Origin of the sequence: Pseudomonas sp. JL3, assembly GCF_031570575.1 — a bacterium.
Classification (GTDB): Bacteria; Pseudomonadota; Gammaproteobacteria; order Pseudomonadales; family Pseudomonadaceae; genus Aquipseudomonas; species Aquipseudomonas cucumis.
This window is the reverse complement of the sequence record NZ_JAKWJK010000005.1, coordinates 284,650-309,279: the sequence shown is the minus strand read 5'-3', so window position 1 is coordinate 309,279 and position 24,630 is coordinate 284,650. Positions and strand designations below refer to the sequence as shown.

At 58.9% G+C, this 24,630-nt stretch carries 27 protein-coding genes; 7 read left to right on the top strand and 20 right to left on the bottom strand.

Annotated features, from left to right (window positions below; translation table 11 throughout):
• Nucleotides 1–97: 97 nt before the first annotated feature.
• From MMG91_RS12535 to pdxH, 3 genes are all read left to right on the top strand, one after another.
• On the top strand, nt 98–1,243 hold the full coding sequence (locus tag MMG91_RS12535; protein WP_310659762.1) for a serine hydrolase domain-containing protein: 1,146 nt from the start codon (nt 98–100) through the stop codon (nt 1,241–1,243).
• 112 nt (nt 1,244–1,355) lie between these two features.
• Nucleotides 1,356–2,453: an OmpA family protein gene (locus tag MMG91_RS12530; protein ID WP_310659761.1), complete on the top strand. Its 1,098-nt coding sequence runs from the start codon at nt 1,356–1,358 to the stop codon at nt 2,451–2,453.
• A gap of 24 nt (nt 2,454–2,477) precedes the next feature.
• The gene (gene pdxH, locus MMG91_RS12525) at nt 2,478–3,125 is read left to right on the top strand and encodes a pyridoxamine 5'-phosphate oxidase (RefSeq protein WP_123719781.1); all 648 of its coding nucleotides are present in this window, start codon (nt 2,478–2,480) and stop codon (nt 3,123–3,125) included.
• A 5-nt stretch (nt 3,126–3,130) separates the two neighbouring features.
• On the opposite strand, the gene MMG91_RS12520 is transcribed toward pdxH, so the two are convergent.
• On the bottom strand, nt 3,131–3,367 hold the full coding sequence (locus MMG91_RS12520) for a hypothetical protein (protein ID WP_310659760.1): 237 nt from the start codon (nt 3,365–3,367) through the stop codon (nt 3,131–3,133).
• A gap of 169 nt (nt 3,368–3,536) precedes the next feature.
• Here MMG91_RS12520 and MMG91_RS12515 point away from each other — a divergent pair, with 169 nt between their 5' ends.
• On the top strand, nt 3,537–4,001 hold the full coding sequence (locus MMG91_RS12515) for a glycine zipper 2TM domain-containing protein (protein WP_305448472.1): 465 nt from the start codon (nt 3,537–3,539) through the stop codon (nt 3,999–4,001).
• 120 nt (nt 4,002–4,121) lie between these two features.
• Here the strand turns inward: MMG91_RS12515 and MMG91_RS12510 are convergent, their stop codons facing one another.
• From MMG91_RS12510 to nhaA, 6 genes are all read right to left on the bottom strand, one after another.
• Nucleotides 4,122–4,346, bottom strand: a complete 225-nt coding sequence (locus MMG91_RS12510; protein ID WP_095632402.1) for a hypothetical protein — start codon at nt 4,344–4,346, stop codon at nt 4,122–4,124.
• Between the two features lie 218 nt (nt 4,347–4,564).
• Nucleotides 4,565–4,963, bottom strand: a complete 399-nt coding sequence (locus MMG91_RS12505) for a hypothetical protein (RefSeq protein ID WP_310659759.1) — start codon at nt 4,961–4,963, stop codon at nt 4,565–4,567.
• An 80-nt stretch (nt 4,964–5,043) separates the two neighbouring features.
• A complete protein-coding gene (locus MMG91_RS12500) occupies nt 5,044–5,304 on the bottom strand; it encodes a pyocin S6 family toxin immunity protein (protein WP_405046534.1) in 261 nt (86 codons plus the stop codon).
• Between the two features lie 27 nt (nt 5,305–5,331).
• Nucleotides 5,332–5,586 carry a colicin E3-like toxin immunity protein gene (locus tag MMG91_RS12495; protein WP_310659758.1) on the bottom strand — a complete coding sequence of 85 codons (255 nt, stop codon included), beginning with the start codon at nt 5,584–5,586 and terminating at the stop codon, nt 5,332–5,334.
• A gap of 7 nt (nt 5,587–5,593) precedes the next feature.
• Nucleotides 5,594–6,811, bottom strand: a complete 1,218-nt coding sequence (locus tag MMG91_RS12490; RefSeq protein WP_310659757.1) for an S-type pyocin domain-containing protein — start codon at nt 6,809–6,811, stop codon at nt 5,594–5,596.
• 121 nt (nt 6,812–6,932) lie between these two features.
• Nucleotides 6,933–8,120, bottom strand: coding sequence for a Na+/H+ antiporter NhaA (nhaA, locus tag MMG91_RS12485; RefSeq protein WP_310659756.1), 1,188 nt, complete (start codon nt 8,118–8,120; stop codon nt 6,933–6,935).
• 248 nt (nt 8,121–8,368) lie between these two features.
• Here nhaA and MMG91_RS12480 point away from each other — a divergent pair, with 248 nt between their 5' ends.
• Nucleotides 8,369–9,466, top strand: a complete 1,098-nt coding sequence (locus MMG91_RS12480) for a PLP-dependent cysteine synthase family protein (protein WP_310659784.1) — start codon at nt 8,369–8,371, stop codon at nt 9,464–9,466.
• 119 nt (nt 9,467–9,585) lie between these two features.
• On the opposite strand, the gene MMG91_RS12475 is transcribed toward MMG91_RS12480, so the two are convergent.
• The 3 genes from MMG91_RS12475 to MMG91_RS12465 all read right to left on the bottom strand — a co-directional run bounded on the left by MMG91_RS12475 (nt 9,586) and on the right by MMG91_RS12465 (nt 12,654).
• The gene (locus MMG91_RS12475; RefSeq protein ID WP_305448476.1) at nt 9,586–11,199 is read right to left on the bottom strand and encodes an NAD(P)/FAD-dependent oxidoreductase; all 1,614 of its coding nucleotides are present in this window, start codon (nt 11,197–11,199) and stop codon (nt 9,586–9,588) included.
• Between the two features lie 95 nt (nt 11,200–11,294).
• On the bottom strand, nt 11,295–11,960 hold the full coding sequence (locus tag MMG91_RS12470; RefSeq protein WP_310659755.1) for a hypothetical protein: 666 nt from the start codon (nt 11,958–11,960) through the stop codon (nt 11,295–11,297).
• 94 nt (nt 11,961–12,054) lie between these two features.
• The gene (locus MMG91_RS12465; RefSeq protein ID WP_038979242.1) at nt 12,055–12,654 is read right to left on the bottom strand and encodes a short chain dehydrogenase; all 600 of its coding nucleotides are present in this window, start codon (nt 12,652–12,654) and stop codon (nt 12,055–12,057) included.
• 106 nt (nt 12,655–12,760) lie between these two features.
• Here MMG91_RS12465 and MMG91_RS12460 point away from each other — a divergent pair, with 106 nt between their 5' ends.
• Nucleotides 12,761–13,675, top strand: a complete 915-nt coding sequence (locus MMG91_RS12460; RefSeq protein WP_310659754.1) for a LysR family transcriptional regulator — start codon at nt 12,761–12,763, stop codon at nt 13,673–13,675.
• A gap of 55 nt (nt 13,676–13,730) precedes the next feature.
• On the opposite strand, the gene MMG91_RS12455 is transcribed toward MMG91_RS12460, so the two are convergent.
• The 9 genes from MMG91_RS12455 to MMG91_RS12415 form a co-directional block, all read right to left on the bottom strand.
• Nucleotides 13,731–14,216, bottom strand: a complete 486-nt coding sequence (locus MMG91_RS12455; protein WP_310659753.1) for a DoxX family protein — start codon at nt 14,214–14,216, stop codon at nt 13,731–13,733.
• Nucleotides 14,213–14,974 (bottom strand): DNA-binding domain-containing protein, encoded by a 762-nt coding sequence (locus tag MMG91_RS12450; RefSeq protein WP_310659752.1) that lies wholly within the window; start codon nt 14,972–14,974, stop codon nt 14,213–14,215. The genes MMG91_RS12455 and MMG91_RS12450 overlap by 4 nt, the downstream gene beginning before the upstream one ends.
• Nucleotides 14,971–15,825, bottom strand: a complete 855-nt coding sequence (locus MMG91_RS12445; RefSeq protein ID WP_310659751.1) for a DUF692 domain-containing protein — start codon at nt 15,823–15,825, stop codon at nt 14,971–14,973. Before MMG91_RS12445 ends, MMG91_RS12450 begins: the two co-directional genes overlap by 4 nt.
• 25 nt (nt 15,826–15,850) lie before the next feature.
• Nucleotides 15,851–16,156, bottom strand: coding sequence for a DUF2282 domain-containing protein (locus MMG91_RS12440; protein WP_305423084.1), 306 nt, complete (start codon nt 16,154–16,156; stop codon nt 15,851–15,853).
• 300 nt (nt 16,157–16,456) lie between these two features.
• A complete protein-coding gene (locus tag MMG91_RS12435; protein ID WP_095054074.1) occupies nt 16,457–17,158 on the bottom strand; it encodes an ABC transporter ATP-binding protein in 702 nt (233 codons plus the stop codon).
• On the bottom strand, nt 17,159–17,926 hold the full coding sequence (gene livG / locus MMG91_RS12430) for a high-affinity branched-chain amino acid ABC transporter ATP-binding protein LivG (RefSeq protein WP_310659750.1): 768 nt from the start codon (nt 17,924–17,926) through the stop codon (nt 17,159–17,161).
• A complete protein-coding gene (locus MMG91_RS12425; protein ID WP_310659749.1) occupies nt 17,923–19,179 on the bottom strand; it encodes a high-affinity branched-chain amino acid ABC transporter permease LivM in 1,257 nt (418 codons plus the stop codon). Before MMG91_RS12425 ends, livG begins: the two co-directional genes overlap by 4 nt.
• Nucleotides 19,176–20,099 (bottom strand): high-affinity branched-chain amino acid ABC transporter permease LivH, encoded by a 924-nt coding sequence (livH, locus tag MMG91_RS12420; RefSeq protein ID WP_030128345.1) that lies wholly within the window; start codon nt 20,097–20,099, stop codon nt 19,176–19,178. Before livH ends, MMG91_RS12425 begins: the two co-directional genes overlap by 4 nt.
• 233 nt (nt 20,100–20,332) lie before the next feature.
• On the bottom strand, nt 20,333–21,457 hold the full coding sequence (locus tag MMG91_RS12415; RefSeq protein ID WP_310659748.1) for a branched-chain amino acid ABC transporter substrate-binding protein: 1,125 nt from the start codon (nt 21,455–21,457) through the stop codon (nt 20,333–20,335).
• A 350-nt stretch (nt 21,458–21,807) separates the two neighbouring features.
• Between MMG91_RS12415 and MMG91_RS12410 the strand changes: the two genes are divergently transcribed.
• The gene (locus tag MMG91_RS12410) at nt 21,808–22,113 is read left to right on the top strand and encodes a DUF2288 domain-containing protein (RefSeq protein WP_310659783.1); all 306 of its coding nucleotides are present in this window, start codon (nt 21,808–21,810) and stop codon (nt 22,111–22,113) included.
• Between the two features lie 214 nt (nt 22,114–22,327).
• On the opposite strand, the gene MMG91_RS12405 is transcribed toward MMG91_RS12410, so the two are convergent.
• On the bottom strand, nt 22,328–24,523 hold the full coding sequence (locus MMG91_RS12405) for a hypothetical protein (RefSeq protein ID WP_305504959.1): 2,196 nt from the start codon (nt 24,521–24,523) through the stop codon (nt 22,328–22,330).
• Nucleotides 24,524–24,630: the final 107 nt, after the last annotated feature.

Below are 24,630 nucleotides of genomic sequence, written 5' to 3'. Positions count from 1 at the left end.
GGGCGACTGACCGCCCGCCCCGACCCTGTTCCCAAAACCCTCAAGGGCTGGAACAATGCGGGCCACTTTGTAGAGCGTTTATCCGGGAGAGTTGCGGGTGCAGATTCAGGGTCATTACGAGCTTAAGTTCGAAGCGGTGCGCGAAGCGTTTGCGGCGCTGTTCGACGATCCTCAGGAACGTGGCGCGGCGTTGTGTATCCGGATCGGCGGTGAAACCGTTCTCGACCTCTGGGGCGGTACCGCCGACAAGGACGGCCTTGAGGCCTGGCACAGCGACACCATCGCCAACCTGTTTTCCTGCACCAAGACCTTCACCGCCGTAACCGCGCTGCAACTGGTGGCCGAAGGCAAGCTGCAACTGGATGCTCCGGTCGCCAGCTACTGGCCCGAGTTCGCTGCCGCCGGCAAAGAATCCGTGACCCTGCGCCACTTGCTCTGCCATCAGGCCGGTCTGCCTGCGCTGCGCGAATTGCTGGCGCCAGAAGCACTTTACGACTGGCAGACCATGGTCGATGCCCTGGCCGCCGAAGCACCCTGGTGGACGCCGGGAGAAGGTCACGGTTATGCGGCGATCACTTACGGCTGGCTGGTCGGTGAGTTACTGCGTCGCGCCGACGGTCGTGGGCCGGGCGAGTCCATCGTGGCGCGAGTCGCGAAGCCGTTGGGGCTGGACTTTCACGTCGGCCTTGCCGACAAAGAGTTCCATCGTGTGGCGCACATTGCCCGTAGCAAGGGCAACCTCGGCGATGCCGCGGCCCAGCACTTGCTGCAAGTGACCATGCGCGAACCGACAGCCATGACCACCCGGGCCTTCACCAACCCGCCGTCTATAATGACCAGCACCAACAAACCGGAATGGCGGCGCATGCAGCAGCCGGCCGCCAATGGCCATGGCAATGCCCGCAGCCTGGCCGGGTTCTACGCCGGGTTGCTCGACGGCAGCCTGCTGGAAAGCGAAATGCTCGAGGAGCTGACCCGCGAACACAGCGTCGGCGAAGACAAGACTTTATTGACCCGGACCCGATTCGGCCTGGGTTGCATGCTCGATCAACCGGACGTACCCAACGCCACCTACGGCCTCGGCCCACGGGCATTCGGTCACCCGGGCGCCGGCGGCTCCATCGGTTTTGCTGACCCAGAATACGATGTGGCCTTCGGCTTTGTGACAAATACCTTGGGGCCGTACGTCCTGATGGATCCACGAGCGCAAAAGCTTGTGCGAGTACTGGCCACTTGTCTGTAAATCACGCTTAAGGGGGCCAGGGCCGGAACCCGAAAGCCTTTGTGGTTTCAAAGCGCTGTTTATCCGGGGCAGCCCGGTCTGATTTTTCATTATTTCATTTTGTGGATATCCCATGTCATCCAATAAAACTCTTGCCCTGGCCCTGTGCTTCGCTATTACCGGTTGCGCACAAACCCCACAAAATGACGCAGACGGCGGCAGCTGGTGGCCGTTCGGCTCTTCCGACAAGGTTGCGACCAAAGACCCGGCCCCGGCCACACTGAAACCTGCTGCAACAGCACCCGTCGCCAAGGCTGACAGTGCATCCCCTTGGTACTGGCCGTTCGGTTCCGATGACGCTGCCGACAAAGTGGCCAAACTGGACGTGAAACCGGAAGTTAAACCTGAAACCAAGCCGGCCGTTGCAGCCAAGGCTGAAGCCAATGCCAGTGGCAATTGGTGGTGGCCGTTCGGCGGCAAGGAGCAGAGCACCGCCAAAGCCGTGCCGATGCCCGACCCGAAAGTCACCCAGGCCTGGCTCGACGACTACGAACCGCGCCTGCGCGAGGCGATCAAGGACAGCAACCTGAAACTTGAGCGCCGCGAAAACGTGCTGGTCGTCACGGCACCGGTAGAAGGCTCGTTCAACCCTGACCGTCCGGCCATGCTGCTGCCGGTGACCCTCGGCCCGTTCACCCGTGTCGCGAAAATCCTCGAAGTCGATCCAAAAACTGCCGTGCTGGTACTCGGTCACAGTGATACGTCGGGCGCCGCACCGGCCAACGTCAAGCTGAGCCAGGAACGCGCCCAGGCCGTGGCGGCGATCTTCCGCCTCAGCGGTCTGCAGCGTGATCGCCTGATGCTGCGCGGCATGGGTGGTGAGGCTCCGCGTGCCGCCAACGACAGTTCTGAAGGTCGTGCCTTGAACCGTCGCGTCGAGCTGTTGGTGACGCCGGCAAATACCATGGTCGCGTTGCTGAGCAAGTACAACATGCCGGCTCCGGCACCGGTGAAAACGATGGTCGCTGCGCAAGACATCAAGCCAGTGGCCAAGCCTGTGACCCCGGCGCCTGCTGCGAAGAAAGCGGCTGTGCCGGCGACGAAAAAGGCACCGGCCAAGAAAGCGGCTGCCAAGGCACCAGCCAAAAAAGCCGTCGTGAAAAAGACTGCGCCGGCCAAAGCTGCTGCCGACACCAAGAAAGTCGCTGTCGCCGATGACACAAAGAAGTGATTCGTTAACCAAAAGGAATGCGCCATGACCCGGCCCTTGGCAGATATGCGTCGCGACTACACCCGAGATGGCCTGACCGAGGCGCAAGCCCCGGCAGAGCCGTTCGCGCTGTTCCATCAGTGGTTTGCCGATGCGGTTAAAACCGAGCAGGTGCCGGTGGAGGCGAATGCCATGACGCTGGCCACCGTCGATCAGGACGGTCGGCCGCACTGCCGCATTCTGCTGCTCAAGGGGCTGGACGAGCAGGGCTTCACCTTCTTCACCAACTACGAAAGCGACAAGGGTCAGCAACTGGCAGCCAATCCATTTGCGGCCATGACGTTCTTCTGGCCAGCCCTGGAGCGCCAGGTGCGCATCGAAGGGCGGGTGGTGAAGGTCACGCCTGAAGAGTCCGACGCCTACTATCAGGTTCGCCCTCTGGGCAGCCGCCTCGGTGCCTGGGCCTCGCCCCAGAGCCGGGTGATCGCCGACCGTGCCGAACTGGAAGCGTTACTCAAGAACACTGAGCAACGTTTCAGCGACACTCAGCCCCATTGCCCCGAGCACTGGGGCGGTTATCGCTTGCTACCCGAGCGCATCGAATTCTGGCAGGGCCGTCCGAGCCGTCTGCACGATCGCCTCAACTACCGCTTGCAGGGCGCCGACTGGGTTCGTGAACGCCTGGCGCCGTAAACAGTCTACCGATCGGGATACCTTGCCGCAGCGGCCTCCAGCCACTGAGGCAGGTCCCGCCGCTTGATCTTCTGCGTTTGAGCGTTCGCCAGTTGCTGGAGCATAAAGGCTCTTTTTTGTTCGTCTTTACCCGCCAGTGATAACGCCAGATCTCGGTCCATCCAGCGTTTGATCCGCACGTAAAGCCACCCATGGAAGTACAAGCCGGCGACCGTCGTGACGACAATGATGAAGTAATCCATGAAAATCCTTGGGTCAGCGGCGCAGATTTTGTAATTTGACGCTACTGTGTGCTGAGTTCGAAAAAGCGCCTGTATCGGGCCTGAATGAAACCAATTTTATCCGGGCAATGCCGTGACAGGCGTCAAGCTGCGGAGTTTAATGGATACCTGTCCTATGGAGTTTGATGCTATGCGTAAGTCTGTTCTGCTGGTTGCTTCCTTTTCCACGATGGCGATGTTGCTCTCCGGTTGCCAATCGAGCCTGACCGGTGACTCCTACTCCCGTGACGAAGCGCGTCGTGTGCAGACGATTCGCATGGGTACCATCGAAGCCCTGCGTCCGGTGAAAATCGAAGGCACCAAAACCCCGATCGGCAGCGCCGCCGGTGCAGTCGTGGGTGGTGTCGGCGGTAGCGCCATCGGCGGCGGTCGTGGCAGCATCGTCGCAGCGGTCATCGGCGCTGTCGCCGGCGGCCTGGTGGGCTCGGCTGCCGAAGAAGGCCTGACCCGTACGCAAGGTGTTGAAATCACCGTGCGCGAAGACGATGGCAGCATGCGCGCCTACGTGCAGCAAGTTCAGCCAAACGAAGTGTTCCGCGTGGGTGAGCGGGTGCGGATCGCTACGGTTGATGGCACCAGCCGCGTTACGCACTAAGCGGAAGCGGGTAAAACAAAACCCCGATCAGGTGGACTGGTCGGGGTTTTGTTTTTGGGGATTGTTATGGATGGCGCGGGTACTGACAGACGTCGTATGCAAGTTGTTTTCGATAACTCGTTAGTCGTGTGATGTCAGAAATAATTCGAGATTTTTAGGCAGATCGAGTGAGCATGCTTTTTCTATACCGATGATTTGCTGTTCGGTAAGGCGATAGTCATGTAATGAGTCTTCGTCTTTCTCCCATCCCATAATCAGTTTGAGTTCGATGGTGGAAATAGGGATCTGCTTCTCAAATGAAGGAAAATCCTCGCCTTTCGGAACCCCCATAATTAAATGCTTCATGGCTCTACCTTCCTTGTTGGATCTGATCGTTCCCACGCTCCGCGTGGGAATGCATCTCGTGACGCTCCGCGTCACCATTGCGCAGGACTCGAGCCTAGCGTCGCGAGCGGAACGCAGAGCGTCCCCTGCGGCACTCCCACGCGGAGCGTGGGGACGATCAAATATCGAAGCGCATTCTTGGGCCAGATCCTGAAGATATCGGCCTTGGAGCGCCCCGCTCAGAAGTGCTCGCACCAGCCTAGGAACACTTCATCGTTTTGCAGGAAGATGAAATTCTTTCTGGTGCCGTCTTGGTACTCGTTGATTGTCAGGGCGTAGATAGCTGATCCAGCTCCGGCGCCTTGTTCCTTCCTCATGATGGTGACAGCCTTGAAGCTGTTCTCTGTTGAGCCGTAGTCAATAACTTGAGGGGCGGTCACATAGGTGTTTTTCAGAGTGCCCGCCATTACCCCGGTCTGCCTTTCGACGGTGAACTGTTTGCCGATGAAAATGTGGCTCAGCGAGCTTTTGGACGCAACAACCGTCCTTTCGATAGTGCATCGGTAGTATGTTGCTGCCATCGCCTGACCACATCCCAGAGCCGCTACCAGTCCGATTAGTACTATCCATGTTTTCAACGATGATTCCTCCATTTTGTTTGCGACTCATTAAGTTGGGAAAGAAACCAATGAGGTGACTGGTCGGGGCTTGGGTTCGTTCACGGTACCGCGCGGGTACCGATGAAGTACTCCAGACCTTCGGGAAAGTCGACGCCGAGCAATTGTTTCAGCGCGATAACTTGCTTTTCGCTCAGCTCCAACTCACCGGGTTCAAGGTCTGCCAGTGGCTTTGATTCGATCAATTGCGCCACGGTTTCGTTGAGCTCCGATCCTTCGATGTCCAGTTCAAACTGTAAGGAGTCATCTTGTTTTTCGTCTGGGTAGAAACCGGTGATTTCCAAGCGTCGCATGCTAGTCATGTTTGACAGTCCTTAGTCGTGTGAAATCTACCAATTGTCACGATAGACAAATGCGACCTGGTAGTCATAAGAGGATAAGTTAATGACGTGATGGAAGTGTGGCTGAAGAGTACTGACCCAGTTGGAAGCAACGTCAAACCCACCGTTGTTAATATTGTTTTCGATCGGCATTCCCAACGCTTCAATCACCGAGCCATCATCACCAAAATCTTTCGATAACTCCTCTCCTTGGCCTATTTCAGTTTTTTTGTCATACCATTCAAGTCTTATTTTCAGTCCCATAGAGTCCTCATAAATATTTTTTGATGCTGCGGTTCTTCTTGGGTGGATCTAGTTGTTCACCAGTTTTATGGTCGAATGAACCTAGGTGACTGCCATCACTTGAGCGATACGCCTCAAGCTCACCGTGTAGAAAGTCCCACTCGTAGATTGTTCTACCCTTTGCATCCATCCAGCGATCCCGGAGGCCTCCCTTGTACGGGGTTTTCTTTTTTACTCTCGTTAGGTCAGGAAATGCAGTGATGTCCTTGGTTTCGGGAGCTGGGTGGTATGTATGACCTGCTTCGGCCGTACCTTTGCGGCGGACACTCACCACAATATAAACCGGCAACACCCCCGAATCCGCCGGAAACACCAGAATGAAATCCTTGTACTCAGGCGGGTACACCGGATTCACGATGATGCTGTCAGCCGCCTTGGTCGGCGGATAAACCCAGATGTGCGGTGCTTGCGGTGCGGCTTCCAGCGCGGGGATGCCGAGGGTGTTTGAGCCGTCCTCGACCGGCGTCCAGATCAGCTCGATGCCGTCCCCAAGGTCAGCCACTTGCTGACTGCCGCGCAAGGTGAATTGCACGACATCGACCATTTCCCAGTCACGGTTTTTGCCGGTGTAGAAACCGTATCCCTTGAGACTGCCGTCAGCCTGTTGCTCGACCCGCAGGCGCACGCGGGTGCGGGCCTGTTTGAGGGATCGCAGTTGGTCTTCGGTGTAGAGCGAGCTGTCGCCAAGGCTCGACGGTATGACCAGGGCCACCAAGCCTGCCAAGGTGGCAGCAGCGGTGCTGGCGGCGACTGCGGGCAGTGCGGCGAATGCCGAGCCGGCTAGCGCAAGGCTGCCGAAACTCACCGGAATCGCAGTGCCACTGATTTTCTTGAGCGGCACGGGACCGCTTTCATCGGCTTCGCGAGCACCGAGCAGAACCAGCTCGCCGTAGTCTTTCAGGCTGTCGGTGGGAACAACGCCGGAGGGATTCGTGTAGTCGATGATTGCGTCGGGCAGCTTGCAGGACTTGGCGAATACGCAGCCCGCGCGGGCAACGTCGTCCTTTTTCGCAGCGACTTGCAGGCTGTCTTCGAAGGCCTGCTGCCTCGCCAGCATAGCGTCGTAGGCGTTTTGCCTGGCGTCCCGCTCGGCCAGTTCGGTGGCCGTCATGAACCGGTGAGTGACGTGATGTCCGTCGCCTGACGGTGGGTTTTTAACCCGGGGGATGTCCTTGTTGCCAGCCACTGATTGTCCTTTCGTTCGTCCATCGGCAACCCCCGAAAGAGGGGCTGCGCGACGTTAACGAACGTGGCTGATCGTGGCTGTAGGACGAATCCTGAATGTCGCTAAGAGTGTTCTCTATCGTTCAGGACTGCAGTGCAGTGCTCTTGCGACTTGCCGCCGCCGTCACCGCATAACCGATCAATGCCGCCAGAATCGAACCGGTGAGAATCCCCATCCGGTCCATTCCGGCGAATTCACTGGCACCGGGCACGAAGGCCAGGGAGCCGACAAACAGGCTCATGGTGAAACCGATACCGCAAAGGATCGCCACGCCCAGCACCTGGCCCCAGTTGGCGCCTTGGGGCAGGGGGGCGATGCCGATTTTTACCGCCAGCCAGGTCAGACCGTAGACACCGATGGTCTTGCCCAGCAGCAGGCCGACGGCGATGCCCATTGGCACGTCGTGGGTGAAGCTTTCGACGGTCACGCCACTCAGTGACAGGCCGGCGTTGGCGAAGGCAAACAGCGGCAGAATGCCGTAGGCCACCCACGGATGCAGAGCATGTTCCAGGGTCAGCAGCGGCGAAGGCTCGGCGTTTTTCGTGCGCAGTGGAATGCAGAAGGCCAGGGTCACGCCGGCCAGCGTGGCGTGCACGCCGCTCTTGAGCACGCAGACCCAGAGGATCAGCCCGATGATCATATACGGCCCGAGCTTGACCACGCCGAGTCGATTCATCCCGATCAAGGCCGCGATGCAGGCAGCGGCCAGTGCCAGGGACAAGGTCGACAGCGCTCCGGAATAGAAGATCGCGATGATGATAATCGCGCCCAGGTCGTCGATGATCGCCAGGGTCATCAGGAACAGTTTCAGCGACACCGGCACGCGTTTACCCAGCAGGGCCAGTACGCCGAGGGCGAAGGCAATGTCGGTGGCGGTCGGAATGGCCCAGCCACTCAGGGCGGACGGGTTGTCGCGGTTGAGGAACCAGTAGATCAGCGCCGGCACCACCATGCCGCCAATCGCCGCCGCGCCGGGCAGGACGATTTGCGACGGTTTAGACAGTTGGCCGTCGAGGACTTCGCGTTTCACTTCCAGGCCGATCAACAGGAAGAACAGGGCCATCAGGCCGTCGTTGATCCACAGCAGTAGTGGCTTGGCGATTTTCAGCGCGCCGATCTGCGCCACCACGGGGGTGTCCAGCAGGCCGCTATACAGCCACGACAGCGATGAATTGTTGATGATCAGGGCGAGGACAGCGGCGGCGATCAATAACAGACCGCTGGCAGCCTCCAACTGAAAGAAACGCGTGAACGTGCTACGCAGAGGCAAGGTCGCTCTCCATCGATGAATTCAAAAGGTGGCATACCCTAACCCGTACCGTTAGTTGTTAAAACAAAAGTTATATTCTTTTTTGTTATATGTCGTTACAACGCGGACGGTCAGCAAAGGCCTGAGCCTAGCAGTTGCCGGACGTATTGGACCTCAGCTGTATCTGTGCATGATGTAGGTTCTTTCCTAAGCTTGTGGGCTGAGCCTTGCGACAAGGCCGACTCTTCGCCTGATTCAACGAGAAAACCATCATGAGCGACAACCGACAGTGGGCCCGCGAAGCCATCCGGATCATCGAAGCCGACTTCCAGCGCAGCGCCGACACCCACCTGATCCCCTTGCCGCTGCCGGGGTTGCCGGGCATCGAGTTGTATTTCAAGGATGAGTCGAGCCACCCCACCGGTAGCCTGAAGCATCGGTTGGCGCGCTCGTTATTTCTCTACGCCCTGTGTAACGGCTGGCTCAAACCCGGTGCGCCTGTGATTGAAGCTTCCAGCGGTTCGACGGCGATTTCCGAGGCGTACTTCGCCCGGTTGCTGGGGTTACCGTTCATTGCAGTGATGCCCGCGACCACGTCCAAGGAAAAGATTGCTCAGATCGCTTTCTATGGGGGCAAGAGCCATCTGGTGGACGATCCGACGCAGATCTACGCCGAATCCGAGCGCTTGGCTTGCGAACACGATGGGCACTTTATCGACCAATTTACCTACGCCGAACGCGCCACCGACTGGCGGGCGAACAACAACATCGCCGAATCGATCTTCCAGCAGATGCGTTTCGAACAACACCCGGAACCGAGCTGGCTGATTTCCAGCCCCGGCACCGGCGGCACCACCGCCACGCTCGGTCGTTACGTGCGCTATCGCCAGCACTGCACCCGCGTGCTGTGCGCCGATGCCGAGCGTTCGGTGTTCTTCGATTATTACCAGACCGGCGATGCCAGTCTGCGCCTGGATTGCGGGTCACGGATTGAAGGCATTGGCCGGCCACGGGTGGAGGCGTCGTTCCTGCCCAAGGTGATCGATGCGATGGTCAAAGTGCCGGACGCGTTGTCGCTGGCGGCCATGCATTACCTGGCGCAGCGTTTGGGGCGACGGGTTGGCGGGTCGAGCGGGACCAACCTGATCGGCGCCTTGATGGCCGCCCAGCAGATGGTGGCGGCGGGGGAGTCGGGGTCGATCGTGGCGATTCTGTGCGATGGCGGCGAGCGCTATGCCACCACCTATTACGATCAGGCCTGGCTCAAAGCCCAGGGGTATGAGTTGAGTGGTTTGATGGATGCCGTGGCGGCGAGTGTCGAGCGCGGCGAGCCATTGCCGACTAGCGTGTTGCGCGCAAATATCTGACCCGATGATCGTTCCCACGCTCTGCGTGGGAATGTCTCACCGGACGCTCTGCGTCCGCTTTTGGGACGCGGAGCGTCTCTGGCTGCATCCCACGCGGAGCGTGGGAACGATCATCTGGGTCAGGCCTCGAGGCCAAGGATGTCTCGGGCCACGGCTTCGGCAATCCGAATCCCGTCGACGCCCGCCGACAGGATCCCGCCCGCATAACCTGCGCCTTCACCGGCCGGGAACAAGCCCTTCACGTTCAGGCTTTGCATCGACTCGTTACGGGTAATCCGCAGCGGCGATGACGTGCGCGTCTCGATCCCGGTCAATACCGCGTCGTGCAACGAGTAGCCACGAATCTGCTTTTCGAACGCCGGCAAGGCTTCGCGAATCGCTTCGATAGCGAATGCCGGCAAAGCCAGGGCCAAATCGCCCAAGGCAACGCCCGGCTTGTAGGAGGGCTCGACGCTGCCCAATTCAGTGGATGGCTTGCCTGCGATAAAGTCGCCGACCAATTGCGCTGGTGCTTCGTAATTGCTGCCGCCCAGCACAAAGGCGTGGGATTCCAGGCGTTCCTGCAACTCGATGCCAGCCAGCGGGCCGCCCGGGTAATCGACTTCCGGGGTGATCCCGACGACGATTCCGGAGTTGGCGTTGCGCTCGTTACGCGAGTACTGGCTCATGCCATTGGTGACCACGCGATTCGGCTCGGAGGTCGCCGCCACCACGGTGCCGCCCGGGCACATGCAGAAGCTGTAGACCGAACGACCGTTGCTGGCGTGGTGCACCAGTTTGTAATCGGCGGCGCCGAGTTTCGGGTGCCCGGCGTATTTGCCCAGGCGCGCGCGGTCGATCAGTGATTGCGGGTGTTCGATGCGGAAACCCACCGAAAACGGCTTGGCTTCCATGTACACGCCGCGGCTGTGCAACATGCGGAAGGTGTCCCGGGCGCTGTGGCCGAGGGCCAGAATCACGTGTTTCGAATGGATCTGCTCGCCGCCATTGAGCTCGACGCCGACCAGTTGGCCGTCCTCGATCAACACATCGGTGACGCGCTGCTGGAAGCGCACTTCGCCGCCCATGGCGCGAATCTGCTCACGCATGTTTTCCACTACACCGGTCAGACGGAACGTACCGATGTGCGGCTTGCTGACGTAAAGGATTTCTTCCGGCGCGCCGGCCTTGACGAACTCGTGCAAGACTTTGCGACCGATGAATTTCGGGTCCTTGATCTGGCTGTAGAGCTTGCCGTCGGAGAACGTCCCCGCGCCGCCTTCACCAAACTGCACGTTGGATTCGGGGTTGAGCACGCTTTTGCGCCACAGGCCCCAGGTGTCCTTGGTGCGCTGGCGAACTTCAGTGCCGCGCTCGAGAATGATCGGCTTGAAGCCCATCTGCGCCAGCAGCAGCCCGGCGAAGATCCCGCAGGGGCCGAACCCGACCACGATCGGACGTTGGCTCAGGTCGGCCGGCGCCTGGCCGACCACTTTGTAGCTGACATCCGGCGCCACGTTGACGTTACGGTCATCGGCGAATTTGTGCAGCACCGACGCCTCATCGCGAACGTTGAGGTCAATGGTGTAGATGAAGCACAGTTCGGAGGACTTTTTGCGCGCATCGTAGCTGCGCTTGAACAAGGTGAAGTCGAGCAGGTCATCACTGGCGATGCCCAGGCGCTGCACGATGGCAGGGCGCAGGTCTTCTTCGGGATGGTCGATCGGCAGCTTGAGTTCGGTGATTCGTAACATGACGGGATCCGGTTCGCGGGGCGCACAACTGCGCCAAGGCGTTTGAAGCCCGCGATTATAAGCCTCAAAGGATGATTCCCGTGAGGCAAAAACGATCAGTCGTTACGCGATCCGCCAAAATACCCGCAGCCGCGTTGCACCTGGCCATCGATGCGCAGCTCGGCGCTCATGTGCTGCACGCTGTCGGTGCTGCTGTCGACGCAGCGTTGCGGCGCGACCCACAGCTCGATGCGCTGGTTATTGGCTTCGGTGCTGAGGTTGAAGCGGCCATCGCCCAGTTGCTCTTCAACATACGGCAGGGCCAAGGGCGGCTGGCCGGCGCGGTCGATGACCATGCCCTTGCCGCTGACTTTGACGTTCCATTCAGGGCCATGGCCGGCGGCGCGCAGAGTCAGCTGTTTGAAATTGGGATCGTCGCACGCCGTGCCGGAGCGCTCGACGCGGTACAACTGCGCCAGATCGAGCCGGCTATCGGCCCCACTGGCAACGATTCGGCCACGCACGTCGGCAAATAACTTGCCTTGATCATCGGCCAGGGTCGCGGCCTCTTGCAGGACGCTGGTGCCGCCGGTGTCGTTGACCACAAAACTGCGCTGCTCATTGCACGGCTGGAACAGCAGCTTGCCGTCGGCCGCCGTCAACTGGCCCTGCATGCGGGTCTGGCCCACATGGGAAGCACTTTCGCGCGGGCCATCAAGCAACTGGCAGGCGGCGAACAGCGGAAGCAGGGCAACAAGCATTAAGGAACGGGCAGCACGCATCTTTGAGTCTCCTGACAAGTGCCGCCACGTTACTCAGCCTGACCGTTCATCACAACCCTGCAATGTCCTTGTTTTCCTACGGGGCGCGTTCGGTTTAGCCGACGCGGTAGGTCTGGCCGGTCTGTAAGCCTTCCACGCTTTTGGCGTAGGCCAGCGCCACTTCGGCGGCGGGGACCGGTTTGAAACCGCGGAAGTACGGAGCGTAGCTGCCCATGGCTTCGACCAGCACATTCGGGCTGACCGAGTTGATGCGCAAGCCGCGCGGCAGTTCGATCGCCGCTGCACGGACGAAGCTGTCCAGGGCGCCGTTGACCATGGAGGCAGAGCTGCCGGTACGAATCGGATCGTGGCTGAGGATGCCTGTAGTGAAGGTGAATGACGCACCGTCATTGGCGAATTCCCGGCCGATCAGCAGCAGGTTGACCTGGCCCATCAGCTTGTCCCGCAAGCCGAGTTCGAAGTCCTGTTCGGTCATGGTCGCCAGCGGCACGAAGTTGACACTGCCGGCGGCGCAGATCAGCGCATCAAAGTTGCCGGTCTGTTGGAACAATTTGCGGATCGAGGCGCTGTCACTGATATCGACCTGGAACTCACCGCTTTTACGACCGATACGGATGATTTCGTGGCGCTGAGACAGTTCATGGTCAATGGCCGAACCGACGGTGCCGGAGGCACCAATCAAAAGAATTTTCATCGTGCTGTACCTGAATGGGTTGGATTTAAATTTAAGTTTAGAGTGGTTTTTCCCATTGATAAGCGGGCTAATAGGCAACCTTTGGTTTTCAAATGGAAACAATTCAATGAGCGAAATGGACGACCTGGCGGCGTTCGCAGTGTTGATCGAGGCGGGCAGTTTCACCTTGGCGGCGCAGCAACTGGGTTGCAGCAAAGGGCAACTTTCCAAGCGCATCAGCCTGCTGGAAACGCGGTTTTGCGTGGTGTTGCTACAACGCACCACGCGCCGCTTGAGCCTGACGGCGGCGGGCGCGGCGCTGTTGCCGCAAGCCCAGGCGCTGGTGATTCAAGTCGAGCGAGCGCGTCAGGCCTTGGCCCGGTTGAAAGACGACATGGCCGGCCCGGTGCGAATGACGGTTCCGGTGTCATTGGGGGAAACCGTCTTTGATGGCGCACTGCTGGAGTTTTCCCGGCAGTACCCCGAAGTGCAGATCGAGCTGGAGCTCAACAATAACTACCGCGACCTGTCCCGGGACGGGTTCGATCTGGCGATCCGCTCGGAGGTGGCCCACGACGAACGCCTGGTCGCCCGTCCGCTACTGGCCTGGCACGAGATGACCTGTGCCAGCCCCGCATACCTTGAGCGATTCGGTGAACCGCTGACGCCTCAGGCTCTGGCCGAGCACCGCTGCCTGCTCAACAGCCATTACAGCGGTCGCGAAGAATGGCTCTATCACCAACAGCACGAGTTACTGCGGGTGCGAGTGTCAGGGCCGTTCGCCAGCAACCACTACAACCTCTTGAAGAAGGCCGCACTGGCGGATGCGGGCATTGCGCGTTTGCCGTCGTACTTGCTGCAAGAGGAATTGGCTGACGGGCGTTTGCGCTGGCTCCTGCGCGATTATCAGACCCGCAGCATGCCGATGTACCTGGTGCATCCGTATCAGGGCGGTTTGCCGAAGCGTACCCAAGTGCTGGCGGATTATTTGATTGGCTGGTTCAAGCGCAGTGGTGAGGCACTGGATCGGCTTCAGCGGTAACGTCTCACCACGCTCCCACATTGGTTCTATATCGTCTGGAATTCTGAGGTAGGGATTAGCGGGCGTAACGTCGGGCAATCAGATGATCAATCGACAACTTGCCCGGTCCCCTCGCCATCAAATACAGCAGCACCGCCGCCCAGGTGCCGTGAGTCGGATAGGCATCGGGGTACACGAACAGCTGAATAGTCAGCGTCATACCCAACAGTGCCAAAGCCGAAAAACGTGTGGCGAAGCCGATCAGGATCAGCACCGGAAAGAAATGCTCAGCGAAGGCTGCCAGATACGCCGCCAGTTCCGGGGATAGCAGCGGCAGGTGATATTCGCTCTCGAACAACGGAATAGTCGAGTCCGCCAGCCTTGGTATGCCGAGTTGAAACGTGCCGTCGATCAAGTCGATGGCCAGACCTTCCACCTTGGTTTGCCCGGACTTCCAGAACACTGCGGCAATGGAAAAACGCGCGATAAAGGCGATCAGGCTGTGGGGGATTTTTTCCAGCAGCGCGATGGCGCGGGCGATGGGGTTCTGGCGACTGTTCATGGCGATACCTGATTGTGGTGTAAATGGGTGATGACGTGGTGGCTGATCAGCAGCGCGAGGGTTTGGCTGAGGTCGAAGGCGGGCGCTGTCTCTAGCGCTTGGGTCAGGGATTGGCCATTTCGCAGGTTCTGAATGAAAGTGCTGGCGCCGTGGTCGATGGCAAAGACCTCAACCTCCAGACCATTGCGCAACACCAGCGCGTTTTGCCCGTGGTCGAGGTCGATCCCGGCCAGCGTCGCGTCCTGTTGATGCGCGGCCCAGATCGCAACCACGGCAAAGGCTGAAGTCAGCAGATTCAGGGAGGGATGGAACCCCACCGTCAGCTCGCTCAGCGCCTGCGGGTCTGATAGCGCGGCGGCGATCTGTTCATGGCGCAAGGGCTGCGCATCGGCGGCGTGATAGGCCTGAACGCGCAACCGCTCCAACCGCGCCACGTCGGCCAGATACGGCACACCGGCTGCCGGTTCAAAGTTGTCGATGAACTCGGCGAAGTCCTTGCCGTAGTCGTTGATGAGTGGGCCTTGAGGCGGGCAACTCTGCACATACAGCCCCGCCATCGCCTGAAAGAACTCATCGCCCACCAACTGCGAAACCACGGGATAACTGTCGACCAGGGCGTTTATCAGCGAGCTCTGCACATTGTTGCGATACACCGCGAAACGGCTGGCGGGATCGGCACCATTGGCGCTGAACAAACCCTCGGGGCAGGGTCGTTGCGGATCGAGCAGGGCGGCGGCAAACGCAGCTTGAGTGCTCATGATCGGCCCCCCGCGCAATGCAGCAACTCATCGGCCTGACGGGCTTCGGCATGCAGCACGCTGAAGGCGGGTAACTGGTTGTCGCGCTCGATCAACGTGGCAATCGGGCCAACCCGTTCCAGCACTTGCCGATACAGTGACCACACCGCGTTATCGATGGGCGCACCGTGATCGTCGATCAGCAAACGGTCGCCGAGGCTGTCGGTGTCTTCGGCAAACCCGGCCAGATGAATCTCTCCCACCGCATGCAGCGGCAGCGCGTCGATATAGGCCAGCGGATCCCTTTGGTGATTGATGCAGGAGACGTAGACGTTGTTGACGTCCAGCAGCAGGCCGCAGCCAGTGCGGCGAATGACTTCGCTGATGAAGTTGGCTTCATCGATTGTCGAGCGCTGGAACGCCAGATACGTCGCCGGGTTCTCCAGCAGCATTGGGCGTTTGAGGGTGCTCTGCACCTGATCGATGTGCTCGCAGACGCGGTTTAGCGTCGGCGCATCGTAGGCCAGGGGTAGCAGGTCATTGAGAAACACCGGGCCATGGCTGGACCAGGCCAGGTGTTCGGAAAAGGACTGGGGTTGATAGCGTTCGATCAGCGCGGCAAGCCTTTGCAGATGTTCACCATCCAGCGGGCCTTCGGCACCAATGGACAGGCCAACGCCGTGCAGCGACAGTGGATACTGCTCGCGGATCAACCCCAGGAAATGATGAAACGGGCCGCCGGCCACCATGTAGTTTTCGGCGTGGACTTCGAAGAAGCCGATGTCCGGTTGTGCACCGAGCACTTCACTAAAGTGCTCGGTCTTGAGCCCCAGCCCGGAGCGGGGCGGGAGCCCGGAAGATGAAGGGTTCATGGTCGACACTCAGGCTGGGTTCTGATTACGACTTGGCTTTGTAAGCTTCCAGCTGACCGAAACCGGTTGGCGAGGTTTTGCTCATTGTGGTGGTGCAGGTGCCTTTAGGGACGAGTTTCCAGGCATTGGCCTGATGATCCATTTTGGCGGTACCGGCGCAGGTGGTGCCAGCGCCCGCGGCGCAATCGTTTTTGCCTTTCATGGCCACGCCGAAGCATTTTTCCATGTTGTCGTCAGCGGCATGGGCAGTGGAGACAGCGGCGATGCTCAGGGCAGAACCGAGGGCCAGAACCAGGGCGGTGGCGGACAGGGTGCGGGTGGTAGCAGTCATGATGTTTCTCCGAAATTGAGCTTGGATTGGCAAGCGTTTGTGCTTGCTTGCTGCTCTAGAGAGACGAAAGGGCGATGCGTTACAGCTCACTCCAAAATTTTTTCAGAAACTCTCAAAACACACGAATTCCCTGTGGGAGCGGGCTTGCTCGCGAATGTAATCTGACATTCAACAATGGGCGTGACTGACCCACCGCTTTCGCGAGCAAGCCCGCTCCTACATTGGATCTTTGTTGTTGTCAGGTTTGTGGCAGGCATAAAAAAACGACCCGAAGGCCGTTTTTTTGTTTACCGCCAAGGCTCAACCGCCGAGATACGCTTCGCGCACTTTCGGGTCGGTCAGCAGCGCTTCACCTGTCCCCTGCATCACCACCCGGCCGTTCTCAAGAACGTAGGCACGGTCAGCGATTTTCAGGGCCTGGTTGGCGTTCTGCTCCACCAGAAACACCGTCACACCGTCCTTGCGCAGTTGTTCGATGATGTCGAAGATCTGCTGGATGATGATCGGTGCCAGGCCCAGTGAAGGCTCGTCGAGCAGCAACAGCTTGGGCTTGCTCATCAGCGCGCGGCCGATGGCGAGCATTTGCTGTTCGCCGCCAGACATGGTGCCGCCGCGTTGGGCGAAGCGTTCTTTCAGGCGTGGGAAAAGTCCGAGGACCTTGTCCATCTGTTCCTGATAATCGCCCTTGTCGGTGAAGAATCCGCCCATGGCGAGGTTTTCTTCCACGGTAAGGCGGGCAAACACCCGACGACCTTCCGGAACCACGGCGATGCTTTTACGCATGATGTGCGACGAGTCCTGGCCGACAAGCTCTTCGCCCATGTAGCGGATGCTGCCGCTGTGGGCTTGCGGCGAACCGCAGAGGGTCATCAGCAGGGTCGATTTGCCGGCACCGTTGGCGCCGATCAGGGTCACGATCTCGCCCTGGCGGACTTCGACGTTGACACTGTGCAGTGCCTGGATCTTGCCGTAGAAGGTGGAAACGTTTTCGAACTGCAGCATTTACGCTTCCCCCAGGTAGGCTTTGATCACTTCAGGATTGTCGCGGATCTGTTCCGGCGTGCCGTCGGCCAGGGGCGTGCCCTGGTTGATCACGACGATGTGGTCGGAAATGCTCATGACCAGTTTCATGTCATGTTCGATCAACAGCACGGTGACGTTGTGCTCTTCGCGCAGCATGCTGATCAGCGCTTTGAGGTCTTCGGTTTCCTTCGGGTTCAGGCCGGCGGCCGGTTCGTCGAGCATGAGGATCCGCGGACGGGTCATCATGCAGCGAGCGATTTCCAGACGACGTTGCTGACCGTAGGCCAGGGTGCCGGCCGGACGGTTGGCAAACGCCTTGAGGTTGACCTTGTCCAGCCAGTACTCGGCGAACTCCATGGCTTCGCGTTCGCTTTTGCGAAAGCCCGGCGTCTTGAACAGACCGGCCAGGAAGTTGGTGTTCAGGTGACGGTGCTGGGCGATCAAGAGGTTCTCGACCGCGGTCATGTCCTTGAACAGCCGCACGTTCTGGAAGGTCCGCACCACGCCTTTGAGAGCGATCTTGTGGCCGGGCAGGCCTTCGATCGGCTCGCCGTCCAGCAGGATGCTGCCGCCGCTCGGTTTGTAGAAACCGGTCAGGCAGTTGAACACGGTAGTCTTGCCGGCGCCGTTGGGGCCGATCAGCGCCACGACCTGTTTTTCTTTCACGGTCAGGGCGACGCCGTTGACCGCCAGCAAGCCGCCGAAGCGCATGCTCAGATTTTCGACTTTAAGGATCTCGCGGCTCATTTGCGCAGCTCCATGTGAGGACGTTGCATGGGCAGCAGGCCTTGAGGACGCCAGATCATCATCAGCACCATCAGGGCGCCGAACATCAACATGCGGTACTCACTGAACTCACGCATCATTTCAGGCAACAGAATCATCACCACCGCGGCCAGGATCACGCCCAGCTGTGAGCCCATGCCACCCAATACCACGATGGCGAGAATGATCGCCGACTCGATGAAGGTGAAGGACTCCGGCGTTACCAGGCCCTGACGCGCAGCGAAGAAACTGCCGGCAAAACCGGCGAAGCTGGCGCCCAGGGTGAAGGCTGACAACTTGATGACCGTAGGATTGAGACCCAGCGCACGGCACGCGATTTCATCTTCACGCAACGCTTCCCAAGCGCGTCCCAACGGCATGCGCAGCAGACGGTTGATGACGAACAGCGCGGCCAGCGCGAGGAACAAGGCAACCAGGTACAGGAAAATCACCTTATTGATCGAGTTGTAGGCCAGGCCGAAATATTCGTGGAAGGTTTGCATGCCTTCCGCCGCTTTACGCTCGAAGGTCAGGCCGAAGAATGTCGGTTTCTCGATGTTGCTGATGCCGTTCGGGCCGCCGGTGAGGTCGGTCAGGTTACGCAGGAACAGACGGATGATTTCACCGAAGCCCAAGGTCACGATCGCCAGGTAGTCACCGCGCAAACGCAGCACCGGGAAACCGAGCAGGAAGCCGAAGGTGGCCGCCATCATCCCGGCGATAGGCAGGCAGATCCAGAAGCTCAGGCCGTAGTAGTGCGACAGCAGCGCGTAGCTGTAGGCGCCCACGGCGTAGAAGCCGACGTAACCGAGGTCGAGCAGACCGGCCAGGCCGACCACGATGTTCAGGCCCAGGCCGAGCATCACGTAGATCAGCACCAGGGTGGCGATGTCCACCGCCCCGCGGGAGCCGAAGAACGGCCAGACCAGTGCACCCACGACTAACGCGATGATGATCCAGCGTTGGGTGGTCGGCAGGGTCAGGAAATGACTGGCCTTGGCCGGGAACACTGGCAGGTTGGGCGAGGCTTTCCAGGCCGAGCTGATCTGCTGGTCGAACAGCACCCGCAGAAACATCAGCACCGAGCACACGGCGATGGTGATCAGCGTTGCAGTGCTGGTGCCATGGACTTCGAGGTTGATGCCGACAATGGTCAGTTTCAGACCGAGTACCGGGTAGGCAACAGCCCATACCAGCAAGGCGCTGAACAACGCCTGTTTAAGATTCCTAGTCATACTTTCTCAACCTCCGGGCGGCCCAACAGGCCGGTTGGCCGGAACAACAACACCAGAACCAATAGACCGAACGCCACGACGTCCTTGTACTGGTCGCCGAAGATATCGGCACCAAAGGCTTCCGCCACCCCAAGCACCAGCCCGCCGAGCATCGCGCCGGGGATGCTGCCGATACCGCCCAATACTGCGGCGGTGAAGGCCTTGAGGCCGACCAGGAAACCGGCGTTCGGGTTGATCACGCCGTATTGCATGCTCAGCAGCACAGCCGCGATGGCCGCCAGTGCGGCACCGATGACGAAGGTCAGGGCGATGATGTTGTTGGTGTTGATACCCAGGAGGTTGGCCATCTTGATGTCTTCGGCACAGGCGCGGCAGGCGCGACCCAGGCGAGAACGGGAGATGAACAGCGTCAGGCCGAGCATGGCGACCAGGGTCACCACGAACACCACGATTTGCATATAGGAAATCAGCACTTCATGTGCGCCACCTGGCCCGATGGCAAAGTTGCCAGGGATCAGGTTGGAGATGGATTTGTCCTTGGAGTCTTGCGCCAGCAGAACGGTGTTCTGCAGGAAGATCGACATGCCGATGGCGGAGATCAGCGGGATCAGACGGTTGCTGCCGCGCAGGGGGCGGTAGGCGATCCGTTCGATGCTGTAGCCGTAGGCACTGGTAACGACGATGGTCGCGATGAAGGCCGCGGTCATCAACAGCGGGACACTGTCGAGTCCCATCATGGCCAGCCCGGCGATGGCGATGAACGCCACGTAAGAGCCGATCATGTACACCTCGCCATGGGCGAAGTTGATCATTCCAATGATGCCGTAAACCATCGTATAGCCGATGGCGATCAGGGCATACGTGCTGCCAACGGTCAGACCGTTAACCAGCTGTTGGAAGAAGTGATAGATGTCAGGCATTACAGCGCTCCTAAAAACCTGATACGCATTTCACTGGTGGAGTCATTTTCCCGCTCGAGCCCCGTGGATCTGCACCCACTTCGAATTCGAGGTTTGCCAGCGAACCGCTGATGACGGTTTTGAGATTTTCAGGTGGGGAGACTGGCGGATCACGCCAGCGCGGCCCAATACGTTCGTAAAATAAAGCCCACGGCACGCCGTGGGCTTTATTGGCAGTCAGTCAGGCCAAGGCCTTACTGAGGCGAAACTTCAGTTTTAGGTTTGCCGAAGTGCCACTGGTAAACCACGAATTTGAAGTCCTTCAGGTCGCCCTTGTCGTCGAAAGACAGGTCGCCGGTCGGGGTTTTGAATGTGCCCTTGTGGATAGCTTCAGCCACTTTGGTGGTGTCTTCGCTCTTGGCGGCCTTGATGCCTTCGGCGATGACTTGCACAGCCGAGTAGGCCGGGAACACGAACGGACCGCTCGGGTCTTCTTTCTTGGCTTTGAATGCGTCAGCCAAGGCGATGTTGGCCGGATCCTGGTCGAAGGATTTCGGCAGGGTCACCAGCAGGCCTTCGGAAGCTTCCTTGGCGATCTGCGAAATGGAGTCGTTACCCACGCCTTCCGGACCCATGAACCTGGCTTTCAGGCCTTTTTCCTGGGATTGACGCAGGAGCAGACCCAGCTCCGGGTGGTAGCCGCCGTAGTAGACGAAGTCGACGTTGGCTTGCTTGAGCTTGGAGACCATCGAGGAGAAGTCTTTGTCGCCGGCGTTGATGCCTTCGAACACGGCAACCTTGACGCCTTTCTTCTCGAGGGTGGTTTTAACGGCGCTGGCGATGCCTTCGCCGTATTGCTGTTTGTCGTGCAGCACAGCAACGATTTTCGGTTTGACGTGGTCGGCGATGTAGTTACCGGCGGCAGGGCCTTGGGCGCTGTCCAGACCGATGGTGCGGAACACCATTTTGTAACCACGGGAGGTGATGTCCGGGCTGGTGGCAGCCGGAGTGATCATGATCACGCCTTCGTCTTCGTAGATGTCCGAAGCCGGTTGAGTGGAGCTGGAGCACAGGTGGCCGACCACGAACTTGACGCCGTCGTTGACGACTTTGTTCGCGACAGCAACCGCTTGTTTTGGATCGCAGGCGTCGTCGTATTCAACAGCGACGAGCTTCTTGCCGTCGACACCGCCCTGGGCGTTGATTTGTTCGATGGCCATTTTGGCGCCACTGAACTGCATGTCGCCGTATTGGGCTACAGGGCCGGTTTTAGGGCCGGCGATGCCGATCTTGATGTCAGCGGCGAACGAATGGCTGGCAACCCCGGCCAGAACCATAGCGGCAAACAGTTTTGAAATCTGCTTAGTAGCCTTAGTCATAGTGCTCCACTCTTACTGTTGTAGTTTTTATAGTCCTGGCGCCGTAGCAGCAGAACCGGGTCAGATATCGTTGATATCCTCCGGAAAATGCCCCCGGCAACTGTACCGGTACAGTGTAGAGCGCCGATTGTTAGCCTGGGAAGGCAGCGCCGGGGGGCAAAACCTGAGGGTGTCGCTTTATTGAAAGAAAAAGACAGAATCACGGAGGGATGTTAGCTGGCTAATACTTGGTTCAGCAGCATTCCTTGGCTTTCCTGCGTTTTTCAATCGGTAACGCCATTGCATCCGGGTTTTTCTGGCGCAATACCGACGTTATCATTCACGTCGATTTTCTTTGCGGACAGGAACCCATGACTCAAGAACCTAGCACCCTCTATGCCAAGCTGCTTGGTGAAACCGCATCTATTACCTGGAAAGAGTTGGAGCCGTTCTTCGCCAAGGGTGCCCTATTGTGGGTCGATCCAGGCCTGGATTTGATCGCTGCGGCGGAAGCAGTGGCCACCGATGAAGGCGAGAAAGTCACTGCCTGGCTGGCCGCCGACAAGGTCGCCAAGCTGTCTGAAACGCGGGCGCTGGATCTTTTCGAGCGCGATCCGGAGCTGTGGGCGGTGGTGGTTTCACCATGGATTCTGATCCAGGAAAGGGCGACGAGCTGAGTGATTGCACTTATTTTGTGCACAGCTTTGCCGGTTAAAAGTGTGTAGCCGAGTAGCGTGATGGCATGTTGCCGTAGAGAAAGGCCACAGAAGGGTCTTGGCGAGGGTGACGTAAACGTAACGGGAACAGTTTATTGAGCAGCCGATGGGCTGCTTAATTGTTTCTGGATGTGATCGTTCCCACGCGCTGCGTGGGAACGATCTGGACCGATCCTTAGAAGCTCTTGCCGGTATGGTTATTCAAAGAAATAACCTTGGTCTTGCCAATGCGGTGACGGTAAATCTCGCGCAAATACTTGATCGATTTCTTCACGCAATCCCGAGACAAACGAATGTCATTGATCGAGACAAACTTGTCCTTGTCGTTGATCAGCTCGCGGTACTTCTTCTCGTACATCGGTTTGATCGCGTACCAATTGGTATCGAGGATCTTCGCCGGGTTTTCGAATTCGTTGAGCAGTTCGTCGATGCGGTCTTCGTCGAAGTCTTCATTGATGATGAAGTCCAGGATCGAGTTGTCCAGCGTCTCGTCGAAGCGGTACGGGTTTTTCGCAAAGCAGCGCTTGATGAACGCCACAATCAGCGTCAGAAAGTCGTCCGACAGGCACGGGCTCTTGGCGATGAGGGTGGTCAGCGACAGGTTGGCCGAGGCGCCGATCACCAGCGCATAACGCTTGAGCGTGGTGTTGGGGAACAGGCTGTTGAGGTGGGTCTTCAACCGGTTCAGGTCCATGTAGGACAGCTTGTAGTCTTTGGGCAATGAAACAATCGACACCACCGACGAGCAATTCTTGAAGAAGTGCAGGTCGTGCAACGCGGCCGCGTCATAGCCCGAATTCTTGTACTGCTCCAGCGAGGCGCGATAGCGCTTGGACTCGATCGGCAACAGGCTGATGCCTTCGATCGCCTGGGTGACCTTGTTGAAGTGCGGCAGGTCGATGGAGCGGAAAAACAGGTCGTCGATGTTCAGGCGCTGCGGCTCTTTTTCGAACACCTTGAATTTGTCGCTGCTCGGCGGCGGGGTTTCCGGCACCACGGACTCGGCGTAGGCAATCGCCACCGGGCCGGCCAGGCTCATGAACAGGTCGTTGGCGTCCAGGCGAATGGTTTCGCCGATGTCGATGCCGGCACGACGGAAATAATTCTGGTCGTAGTCGGTAGTCACCGCCTGCGCCGTCAGAATGTTGAAGATTTGCTGTGAGATGTACTGGTTGGCGTGCTTTTCCATCGCGTTGACATCGATGTTCTGGATGTTGCCGTCATCGCTCTCTTCGGCATAACGCATGATGTCGTTGGAGATCAGCATCATCGCGTTCCATGGGCGGATACGGCCCATGACACTGGCTTCGCTGCTGTCTTCGTTGGCGAAGTTGTAGGAGAAGTCCCACTCTTCCGACAGGTATTTGCACAGCAGGCGACCGGCGTTGATGTGCAGCGCCTCGGACATTTCGCTGCGGTGATCGGAAATGTTCGGCAGTACGCAGATGCCGCTGGTGAAGATCGGCTCGAAGACGAAGGAATGACCGCTCTTGCCGTCGTGCTCATCCATCGGCTTGGTGTCGAACGTCTTGTTCATGTACGAGTGCTGCTGGGCCAGGCCGAATTCCGAGGCCATGCCCGAACCGGTACCGCCGCCGGCACTGAAGATCGAGAAATACAGGCGCGACTGGTTGGCCTTTATCCCGCAGCTGTCGATCAGGTACGAGTGAATCATCTTCCAGTCAGGGCTGGAGAAGCGTTGGGTGTCCTTGTTCAGGATGATCTTGGCCAGGTATTGGCCGAGGATCGGCGCGTTACCGGCGCCACCGGCGTGGACTTCCGACAAGTCCATGATTTTCATTTTGCTGTAGTCGCGCAAAAAGCCGCTTTTTTCGCCCTTGCGCGAGAAGCGGATGCGACCGGCGATGTCTTTGTCCAGGTCGCCGAGCATCACCAGCGGTTCGACCAGGAACACCGGTTTGCTGGCCTTGTTCGAACCCAGGCGCAGGTTGTTACGAATCCACTGCGCCGGGCTGTAGCCCTTTTCGGCATAGCGTTTGTCCGGCGACAGACGGTCTTCGTTGTTGAATTCGTTGAGGTAGAACTTGCGGGCGTTGTACACCAGTTCCGCCACGTCCAGCGCGATGTTCGAACCACAGCGGCCCAAGCCGATCAGGCACACCGACGGGAATTCCTGATCGCTGTGCTGTTCGTTATCGCCTTCCAGGTGTGGTGGGCGCGGGAACACCATATCGCGCAGGCCGTCGAGGTTGTCGAGGATGCGGTCGGTATTGGTTTCGGTGAAGTACAGGTATTGCTGAGTCGCCAGCGGACGTGACGGGGTCAATGGCTTCGACGATGAGGGGCTGTTCGCCGCGGGGCTCAGGGTCAGGTCGGATACCGCGGTGGCCGGGTTATTTTTAGAAGTCATTGTGCGCCATATACCTGGACTGGTCGGCTCGGCGACAAGTGTCATCGAGTCATCACGGAATGGGATCTCGCGTCTTTTTGCTGCGCGAATGTGGCCCAAGCGTCAGG

What these genes read in the sequence shown, in the direction of transcription:
- MMG91_RS12530 (WP_310659761.1), top strand. Translation starts at nt 1,356, where the DNA reads ATGTCATCCAATAAAACTCTTGCCCTGGCCCTGTGCTTCGCTATTACC.
- pdxH (WP_123719781.1), top strand. Translation starts at nt 2,478, where the DNA reads ATGACCCGGCCCTTGGCAGATATGCGTCGCGACTACACCCGAGATGGC.
- MMG91_RS12520 (WP_310659760.1), bottom strand. Translation starts at nt 3,367, where the DNA reads ATGGATTACTTCATCATTGTCGTCACGACGGTCGCCGGCTTGTACTTC.
- MMG91_RS12515 (WP_305448472.1), top strand. Translation starts at nt 3,537, where the DNA reads ATGCGTAAGTCTGTTCTGCTGGTTGCTTCCTTTTCCACGATGGCGATG.
- MMG91_RS12510 (WP_095632402.1), bottom strand. Translation starts at nt 4,346, where the DNA reads ATGAAGCATTTAATTATGGGGGTTCCGAAAGGCGAGGATTTTCCTTCA.
- MMG91_RS12500 (WP_405046534.1), bottom strand. Translation starts at nt 5,304, where the DNA reads ATGACTAGCATGCGACGCTTGGAAATCACCGGTTTCTACCCAGACGAA.
- MMG91_RS12495 (WP_310659758.1), bottom strand. Translation starts at nt 5,586, where the DNA reads ATGGGACTGAAAATAAGACTTGAATGGTATGACAAAAAAACTGAAATA.
- MMG91_RS12475 (WP_305448476.1), bottom strand. Translation starts at nt 11,199, where the DNA reads ATGTTACGAATCACCGAACTCAAGCTGCCGATCGACCATCCCGAAGAA.
- MMG91_RS12470 (WP_310659755.1), bottom strand. Translation starts at nt 11,960, where the DNA reads ATGCGTGCTGCCCGTTCCTTAATGCTTGTTGCCCTGCTTCCGCTGTTC.
- MMG91_RS12465 (WP_038979242.1), bottom strand. Translation starts at nt 12,654, where the DNA reads ATGAAAATTCTTTTGATTGGTGCCTCCGGCACCGTCGGTTCGGCCATT.
- MMG91_RS12460 (WP_310659754.1), top strand. Translation starts at nt 12,761, where the DNA reads ATGAGCGAAATGGACGACCTGGCGGCGTTCGCAGTGTTGATCGAGGCG.
- MMG91_RS12455 (WP_310659753.1), bottom strand. Translation starts at nt 14,216, where the DNA reads ATGAACAGTCGCCAGAACCCCATCGCCCGCGCCATCGCGCTGCTGGAA.
- MMG91_RS12450 (WP_310659752.1), bottom strand. Translation starts at nt 14,974, where the DNA reads ATGAGCACTCAAGCTGCGTTTGCCGCCGCCCTGCTCGATCCGCAACGA.
- MMG91_RS12445 (WP_310659751.1), bottom strand. Translation starts at nt 15,825, where the DNA reads ATGAACCCTTCATCTTCCGGGCTCCCGCCCCGCTCCGGGCTGGGGCTC.
- MMG91_RS12440 (WP_305423084.1), bottom strand. Translation starts at nt 16,156, where the DNA reads ATGACTGCTACCACCCGCACCCTGTCCGCCACCGCCCTGGTTCTGGCC.
- MMG91_RS12435 (WP_095054074.1), bottom strand. Translation starts at nt 17,158, where the DNA reads ATGCTGCAGTTCGAAAACGTTTCCACCTTCTACGGCAAGATCCAGGCA.
- livG (WP_310659750.1), bottom strand. Translation starts at nt 17,926, where the DNA reads ATGAGCCGCGAGATCCTTAAAGTCGAAAATCTGAGCATGCGCTTCGGC.
- MMG91_RS12425 (WP_310659749.1), bottom strand. Translation starts at nt 19,179, where the DNA reads ATGACTAGGAATCTTAAACAGGCGTTGTTCAGCGCCTTGCTGGTATGG.
- livH (WP_030128345.1), bottom strand. Translation starts at nt 20,099, where the DNA reads ATGCCTGACATCTATCACTTCTTCCAACAGCTGGTTAACGGTCTGACC.
- MMG91_RS12415 (WP_310659748.1), bottom strand. Translation starts at nt 21,457, where the DNA reads ATGACTAAGGCTACTAAGCAGATTTCAAAACTGTTTGCCGCTATGGTT.
- MMG91_RS12410 (WP_310659783.1), top strand. Translation starts at nt 21,808, where the DNA reads ATGACTCAAGAACCTAGCACCCTCTATGCCAAGCTGCTTGGTGAAACC.
- MMG91_RS12405 (WP_305504959.1), bottom strand. Translation starts at nt 24,523, where the DNA reads ATGACTTCTAAAAATAACCCGGCCACCGCGGTATCCGACCTGACCCTG.